The 6063-nt window shown below is 58.8% G+C and carries 11 protein-coding genes; all 11 read right to left on the reverse strand.

Annotation, left to right across the window (positions count from 1 at the left end; translation table 11 throughout):
- Nucleotides 1-2: 2 nt before the first annotated feature.
- Nucleotides 3-194, reverse strand: coding sequence for a 50S ribosomal protein L29 (gene rpmC, locus IN820_RS18265; RefSeq protein WP_003281834.1), 192 nt, complete (start codon nucleotides 192-194; stop codon nucleotides 3-5).
- On the reverse strand, nucleotides 194-607 hold the full coding sequence (rplP, locus tag IN820_RS18270; protein WP_003281836.1) for a 50S ribosomal protein L16: 414 nt from the start codon (nucleotides 605-607) through the stop codon (nucleotides 194-196). The genes rpmC and rplP overlap by 1 nt, the downstream gene beginning before the upstream one ends.
- A gap of 12 nt (nucleotides 608-619) precedes the next feature.
- Nucleotides 620-1306 carry a 30S ribosomal protein S3 gene (gene rpsC / locus IN820_RS18275; protein WP_003289210.1) on the reverse strand — a complete coding sequence of 229 codons (687 nt, stop codon included), beginning with the start codon at nucleotides 1304-1306 and terminating at the stop codon, nucleotides 620-622.
- 13 nt (nucleotides 1307-1319) lie between these two features.
- Nucleotides 1320-1652: a 50S ribosomal protein L22 gene (rplV, locus tag IN820_RS18280; protein ID WP_003103908.1), complete on the reverse strand. Its 333-nt coding sequence runs from the start codon at nucleotides 1650-1652 to the stop codon at nucleotides 1320-1322.
- 13 nt (nucleotides 1653-1665) lie between these two features.
- Nucleotides 1666-1941, reverse strand: a complete 276-nt coding sequence (gene rpsS, locus IN820_RS18285; RefSeq protein ID WP_003293029.1) for a 30S ribosomal protein S19 — start codon at nucleotides 1939-1941, stop codon at nucleotides 1666-1668.
- A gap of 16 nt (nucleotides 1942-1957) precedes the next feature.
- Complete coding sequence (gene rplB, locus IN820_RS18290) at nucleotides 1958-2779, reverse strand: 50S ribosomal protein L2 (protein WP_063544057.1); 822 nt, start codon at nucleotides 2777-2779, stop codon at nucleotides 1958-1960.
- A 14-nt stretch (nucleotides 2780-2793) separates the two neighbouring features.
- A complete protein-coding gene (rplW, locus tag IN820_RS18295) occupies nucleotides 2794-3093 on the reverse strand; it encodes a 50S ribosomal protein L23 (protein WP_037043274.1) in 300 nt (99 codons plus the stop codon).
- Nucleotides 3090-3692, reverse strand: a complete 603-nt coding sequence (gene rplD / locus IN820_RS18300) for a 50S ribosomal protein L4 (RefSeq protein ID WP_193682331.1) — start codon at nucleotides 3690-3692, stop codon at nucleotides 3090-3092. The genes rplW and rplD overlap by 4 nt, the downstream gene beginning before the upstream one ends.
- A 12-nt stretch (nucleotides 3693-3704) precedes the next feature.
- A complete protein-coding gene (rplC, locus tag IN820_RS18305; RefSeq protein ID WP_193682332.1) occupies nucleotides 3705-4340 on the reverse strand; it encodes a 50S ribosomal protein L3 in 636 nt (211 codons plus the stop codon).
- An 82-nt stretch (nucleotides 4341-4422) separates the two neighbouring features.
- Nucleotides 4423-4734 carry a 30S ribosomal protein S10 gene (gene rpsJ / locus IN820_RS18310; protein WP_003186070.1) on the reverse strand — a complete coding sequence of 104 codons (312 nt, stop codon included), beginning with the start codon at nucleotides 4732-4734 and terminating at the stop codon, nucleotides 4423-4425.
- A gap of 150 nt (nucleotides 4735-4884) precedes the next feature.
- The coding region (tuf, locus tag IN820_RS18315) for an elongation factor Tu (RefSeq protein WP_193681378.1) at nucleotides 4885-6063 on the reverse strand (1179 nt) is incomplete at its 5' end.

The raw sequence follows: 6063 nt of genomic DNA on the forward strand, positions 1-6063 counted from the left end.
GATCACTTACCTGCCTGCTGGTTGAGCACAGTCTTGACACGAGCGATGTCGCGCTTGACTTGCGAGAGCAGGTGAGACTGCCCCAACTGGCCAGTCGCCTTCTGCATACGCAGATTGAACTGGTCCCGCAGCAGCTCGAGCAGTTGCTCGTTCAGCTGCTCAACGGATTTTTCACGAAGTTCATTCGCTTTCATCACATCACCGTCCGCTTAACAAAGGAGGTGGCGAGCGGCAGCTTTGCAGCAGCCAGGGCAAATGCCTCACGCGCCAGCTCTTCGGAAACACCCTCGATCTCGTAGAGCACCTTGCCCGGCTGAATCTGGGCTACCCAGTACTCGACGCTACCCTTACCTTTACCCATACGAACTTCGAGGGGCTTCTTGGTAACCGGCTTGTCGGGGAACACGCGGATCCAGATCTTGCCGCCACGCTTGACGTGGCGAGTCAGCGCACGACGTGCAGCCTCGATCTGGCGTGCGGTCAGGCGACCACGGGAGACAGACTTCAGGGCGAATTCGCCGAAGCTGACCTTGCTACCGCGCTGAGCCAGACCACGGTTGTGGCCGGTCATCTGCTTGCGGAATTTTGTACGCTTGGGTTGCAACATTTGGCGTACCCCTTACTTAGCAGCTTTTTTACGAGGCGCAGGCGCTTGCGGCTTGAGCTCTTCATGGCGACCACCAATCACTTCGCCTTTGAAGATCCATACCTTGACGCCGATCACACCGTAGGTGGTGTGTGCTTCGTAAGTGTTGTAATCGATATCGGCACGCAGGGTGTGCAGCGGCACACGCCCTTCGCGATACCACTCGGTGCGGGCGATTTCAGCCCCACCCAAACGACCACTGACCTGGATCTTGATGCCCTTGGCACCAATGCGCATGGCGTTCTGTACGGCGCGCTTCATGGCGCGACGGAACATCACGCGACGCTCCAGCTGCTGAGCAACGCTCTGTGCAACCAGCATGGCGTCGAGCTCCGGCTTGCGGATCTCTTCGATGTTGATGTGCACCGGCACACCCATTTGCTTGGTCAGGTCCTGACGCAGCTTCTCGACATCCTCACCCTTCTTCCCGATCACGATGCCGGGACGAGCGGTGTGGATGGTGATGCGTGCGGTTTGCGCCGGACGATGAATATCGATACGGCTTACGGACGCGCTTTTTAATTTGTCTTGGAGGTACTCACGCACGTTCAGATCTGCAAGCAGATAGTCTGCATACGTGCGGCCGTCTGCGTACCAGACGGAAGTGTGCTCCTTGACGATTCCCAGGCGAATGCCAGTGGGATGTACTTTCTGACCCATCTGATCGACTCCGTTACTTGTCCGCAACCTTGACAGTGATATGGCAAGACCGCTTGACGATGCGATCAGCGCGGCCCTTGGCACGCGGCATGATGCGCTTAAGCGAACGCCCCTCGTTGACGAAGACGGTGGAGACTTTCAGATCGTCCACATCGGCGCCTTCGTTGTGCTCGGCGTTGGCTACGGCCGACTCCAGCACTTTCTTCATGATCTCGGCGGCTTTCTTGCTACTGAAAGCCAGGAGGTTGAGCGCTTCGCCCACCTTCTTCCCGCGGATCTGGTCGGCGACCAGGCGGGCTTTCTGGGCGGAGATGCGAGCGCCCGACAACTTAGCGGCTACTTCCATCTTTCCTTACCCCTTAGCGCTTGCCTTTCTTGTCCGCCACGTGCCCGCGATAAGTACGGGTGGCAGCGAACTCGCCGAGTTTGTGGCCGACCATGTCTTCGGACACGAGGACCGGGACATGCTGGCGACCGTTATGTACAGCGATGGTCAGACCGACCATTTGCGGCAGGATCATCGAACGACGCGACCAGGTTTTAACCGGCTTGCGATCGTTCTTTTCCACCGCCGCTTCGACCTTCTTCAATAGGTGAAGATCGATAAAAGGACCTTTTTTCAGAGAACGCGGCACTGTCGTATCCCTCTAGTTACTTGCGACGACGGACGATCATGTTATCGGTGCGCTTGTTAGTGCGGGTCTTCGCGCCCTTGGTCGGGAAGCCCCATGGCGACACCGGATGACGACCACCGGAGGTACGACCTTCACCACCACCGTGCGGGTGGTCGACCGGGTTCATCGCGACACCACGAACGGTAGGACGAATGCCCTTCCAGCGCTTGGCACCGGCCTTACCCAGCGAACGCAGGCTGTGCTCGGAGTTCGAGACTTCGCCCAGGGTCGCGCGGCACTCGGCCAACACTTTGCGCATCTCGCCGGAGCGCAGACGCAGCGTGACGTAGGAACCCTCGCGAGCAACCAGCTGAGCCGAGGCACCAGCGGAGCGAGCGATCTGAGCACCCTTGCCCGGCTTCAGTTCGACACCGTGAACGGTGGAACCCAGCGGGATGTTGCGCAGCGGCAGGCTGTTGCCGGCCTTGATCGGCGCGTTGATGCCCGAGACCAGCTGATCGCCGGCACTCACACCCTTCGGCGCGATGATGTAGCGACGCTCACCGTCGGCATACTTCAGCAACGCGATGTGTGCAGTACGGTTCGGATCGTATTCGATACGCTCGACGATGGCAGGAATGCCATCCTTGTTGCGCCGAAAATCGACCAGACGATAGTGCTGCTTGTGACCACCGCCAATGTGGCGAGTGGTGATGCGACCGTTGTTGTTACGGCCACCGGACTTCGACTTCTTCTCGAGCAGCGGTGCGTACGGAGCGCCTTTGTGCAGCTCCTGATTGACCACCTTGACCACGAAACGGCGGCCCGCGGAAGTCGGTTTGCATTTAACGATTGCCATGATGCACCCCTTCCTTACTCAGCACTGCCGGAGAAATCGAGATCCTGGCCCGGCTGAAGAGCGATGTACGCCTTCTTCCAGTCGTTGCGCTTGCCCAGGCCGCGAGCGGTACGCTTGGTCTTGCCCTGAACGTTCAGGGTGTTGACGGCAGCGACCTTCACGCCGAACAGGCTTTCGACGGCCTTCTTGATTTCCAGCTTGGTTGCATCAGTAGCAACCTTGAAAACGAATTGCTTCTTGCTGTCAGCCAGCACGGTAGCCTTCTCGGAGACGTGCGGACCAAGCAGGACTTTGAATACGCGTTCCTGGTTCATCCCAGCAGCTCCTCGAATTTCTTCACAGCCGACACGGTGATCAACACCTTGTCATAGGCGATCAGGCTGACCGGATCCGAACCCTGGACGTCGCGGACGTCGACATGCGGCAAGTTGCGCGCAGCCAGGTACAGGTTCTGATCGACAGCATCGGAAACGATCAGCACGTCGTTCAGGCCCATGCCGTTCAGCTTGCTGGCAAGCATCTTGGTCTTGGGGGTTTCGACGGCGAAATCCTCGACAACGACCAGACGCTCGGAGCGAACCAGCTCGGCAAGAATGGAGCGCAACGCGGCGCGATACATCTTCTTGTTCAGCTTCTGGTCATGGTTCTGCGGACGCGCGGCGAAGGTTACGCCACCGCCACGCCAGATCGGACCACGCGAGGTACCGGCGCGAGCACGGCCGGTGCCCTTCTGACGCCAGGGACGCTTACCGCCACCGGAAACATCGGAGCGGGTCTTCTGCTGCTTGCTACCCTGACGACCGCCAGCCATGTAGGCGACGACTGCCTGGTGCACCAGCGTCTCGTTGAACTCACCGCCAAAGGTGCGCTCGGAGACTTCGATGGCCTGTGCGCCATTTACATTCAATTGCATGTGAACTCCCCCTTAACCGCGAGCCTTGGCAGCCGGACGCACAACCACGTCACCGCCAGTGGCGCCGGGCACTGCACCCTTCACCAACAGCAGGTTACGCTCTGCGTCGACACGCACGATTTCCAGGGACTGCACGGTTACGCGCTCGGCGCCCATGTGCCCGGACATCTTCTTGCCCTTGAATACACGACCTGGAGTCTGGCACTGACCGATAGAGCCCGGGACGCGGTGGGATACGGAGTTACCGTGGGTATTGTCCTGCCCGCGGAAGTTCCAGCGCTTGATGGTACCGGCGAAGCCTTTACCCTTGGACTGGCCGGTGACATCCACCAGCTGACCCGCCTGGAAAATCTCGGCATTGATCTGGTCACCAACCTGGAACTCCTCGCCATCGAGGCGGAATTCCCAGACGCTACGACCGGCAGCTACGTTCGCCTTGGCGAAGTGACCGGCCTGAGCCTTGGTAACACGGGACGCGCGACGCTCGCCGACAGTGACCTGCACTGCACGATAGCCATCGCTCTCTTCATTCTTGAACTGAGTGACGCGATTCGGCTCGATCTCGATGACCGTAACCGGAATAGAGACACCATCCTCGGTGAAAACGCGGGTCATGCCGCATTTACGACCGACTACACCAATAGTCATTTTGAAACCTCTTGAGTGTACGGGGCTTTCACCCGCTATGGCCGCCCATTTCAGAGCGTTACACGACTAAAACTCTCAGGTTTTAGCCGAGGCTGATCTGCACTTCCACACCAGCCGCAAGATCGAGCTTCATCAGCGCATCGACGGTTTTGTCGGTCGGCTGAACGATGTCCAGCACGCGCTTGTGGGTTCGGATTTCATACTGATCGCGCGCGTCTTTGTTGACGTGCGGAGAAACCAGCACAGTGAACCGCTCTTTGCGGGTTGGCAGCGGAATCGGACCACGCACCTGAGCACCAGTACGTTTCGCGGTTTCCACGATTTCCTGGGTTGATTGATCGATCAGGCGATGGTCAAAAGCCTTCAACCGAATACGGATTTGTTGGTTTTGCATTTTGACCTCAGACTCCAAGTAGCCACCCTACCAGGCGCAATACCCCCGGTAAAAGGAGGCGCAATTGTACGGATGCGCCCATAGGGTGTCAATAAATGATCAACAATAGAAAAAGGCCCCCGAAGGGGCCTTCCTCATCATCGTCAAATATTACTCGACGATCTTGGCAACCACGCCGGCACCGACGGTACGGCCACCTTCGCGAATCGCGAAGCGCAGGCCATCTTCCATGGCGATCGGCTTGATCAGGGTGACGACCATTTTCACGTTGTCGCCCGGCATCACCATCTCGACGCCTTCCGGCAGTTCGCACGAACCGGTCACGTCAGTGGTACGGAAGTAGAACTGCGGACGGTAGCCCTTGAAGAACGGGGTGTGACGACCACCTTCTTCCTTGGACAGCACGTACACTTCGGCTTCGAACTTGGTGTGCGGCTTGATGGTGCCCGGCTTGGCCAGAACCTGACCACGCTCGACGTCATCACGCTTGGTGCCACGCAGCAGCACGCCGCAGTTCTCACCGGCACGACCTTCGTCGAGCAGCTTGCGGAACATTTCGACACCGGTACAGGTGGTCTTGGTGGTATCACGCAGACCAACGATCTCGATTTCTTCCTGGACCTTGACGATGCCGCGCTCGACACGACCGGTTACCACGGTACCGCGGCCGGAGATGGAGAACACGTCTTCGATCGGCATCAGGAACGGCTTGTCGATGGCACGTACCGGCTCGGGGATGTAGGTATCCAGAGTCTCGACCAGCTTCTTCACCGCAGTGGTGCCCAGCTCGTTGTCATCTTCGCCGTTCAGCGCCATCAGCGCGGAACCGATGATGATCGGCGTGTCGTCGCCCGGGAAATCATAGGTGGACAGCAGGTCGCGCACTTCCATCTCGACCAGCTCGAGCAGTTCGGCGTCGTCGACCATGTCGGCCTTGTTCAGGAACACGACGATGTAAGGAACACCAACCTGACGGGAGAGCAGGATGTGCTCGCGAGTCTGCGGCATGGGGCCGTCGGCAGCCGAGCAAACCAGGATCGCGCCGTCCATCTGGGCAGCACCGGTGATCATGTTCTTCACATAATCAGCGTGACCCGGGCAGTCAACGTGCGCGTAGTGACGGACATTGGAGTCGTACTCTACGTGGGCGGTGTTGATGGTGATACCGCGAGCCTTCTCTTCCGGAGCGCTATCGATCTTGTCGAAGTCGACACGAGCGGAACCGAACACTTCGGAACACACGCGAGTCAGAGCGGCAGTCAGAGTGGTCTTGCCATGGTCGACGTGACCAATGGTGCCGACGTTGACGTGCGGTTTGTTACGTTCGAA

This window comes from Pseudomonas lopnurensis (genome assembly GCF_015070855.1).
Taxonomy (GTDB): Bacteria; Pseudomonadota; Gammaproteobacteria; order Pseudomonadales; family Pseudomonadaceae; genus Stutzerimonas; species Stutzerimonas lopnurensis.

Bases quoted from the DNA above. Each gene is read 5' to 3' on its own strand.
- rpsJ (WP_003186070.1), bottom strand. From the start codon at position 4,734: ATGCAAAACCAACAAATCCGTATTCGGTTGAAGGCTTTTGACCATCGC.
- rplV (WP_003103908.1), bottom strand. From the start codon at position 1,652: ATGGAAGTAGCCGCTAAGTTGTCGGGCGCTCGCATCTCCGCCCAGAAA.
- rplB (WP_063544057.1), bottom strand. From the start codon at position 2,779: ATGGCAATCGTTAAATGCAAACCGACTTCCGCGGGCCGCCGTTTCGTG.
- rplW (WP_037043274.1), bottom strand. From the start codon at position 3,093: ATGAACCAGGAACGCGTATTCAAAGTCCTGCTTGGTCCGCACGTCTCC.
- rplD (WP_193682331.1), bottom strand. From the start codon at position 3,692: ATGCAATTGAATGTAAATGGCGCACAGGCCATCGAAGTCTCCGAGCGC.
- rpsC (WP_003289210.1), bottom strand. From the start codon at position 1,306: ATGGGTCAGAAAGTACATCCCACTGGCATTCGCCTGGGAATCGTCAAG.
- rplC (WP_193682332.1), bottom strand. From the start codon at position 4,340: ATGACTATTGGTGTAGTCGGTCGTAAATGCGGCATGACCCGCGTTTTC.
- rplP (WP_003281836.1), bottom strand. From the start codon at position 607: ATGTTGCAACCCAAGCGTACAAAATTCCGCAAGCAGATGACCGGCCAC.
- rpmC (WP_003281834.1), bottom strand. From the start codon at position 194: ATGAAAGCGAATGAACTTCGTGAAAAATCCGTTGAGCAGCTGAACGAG.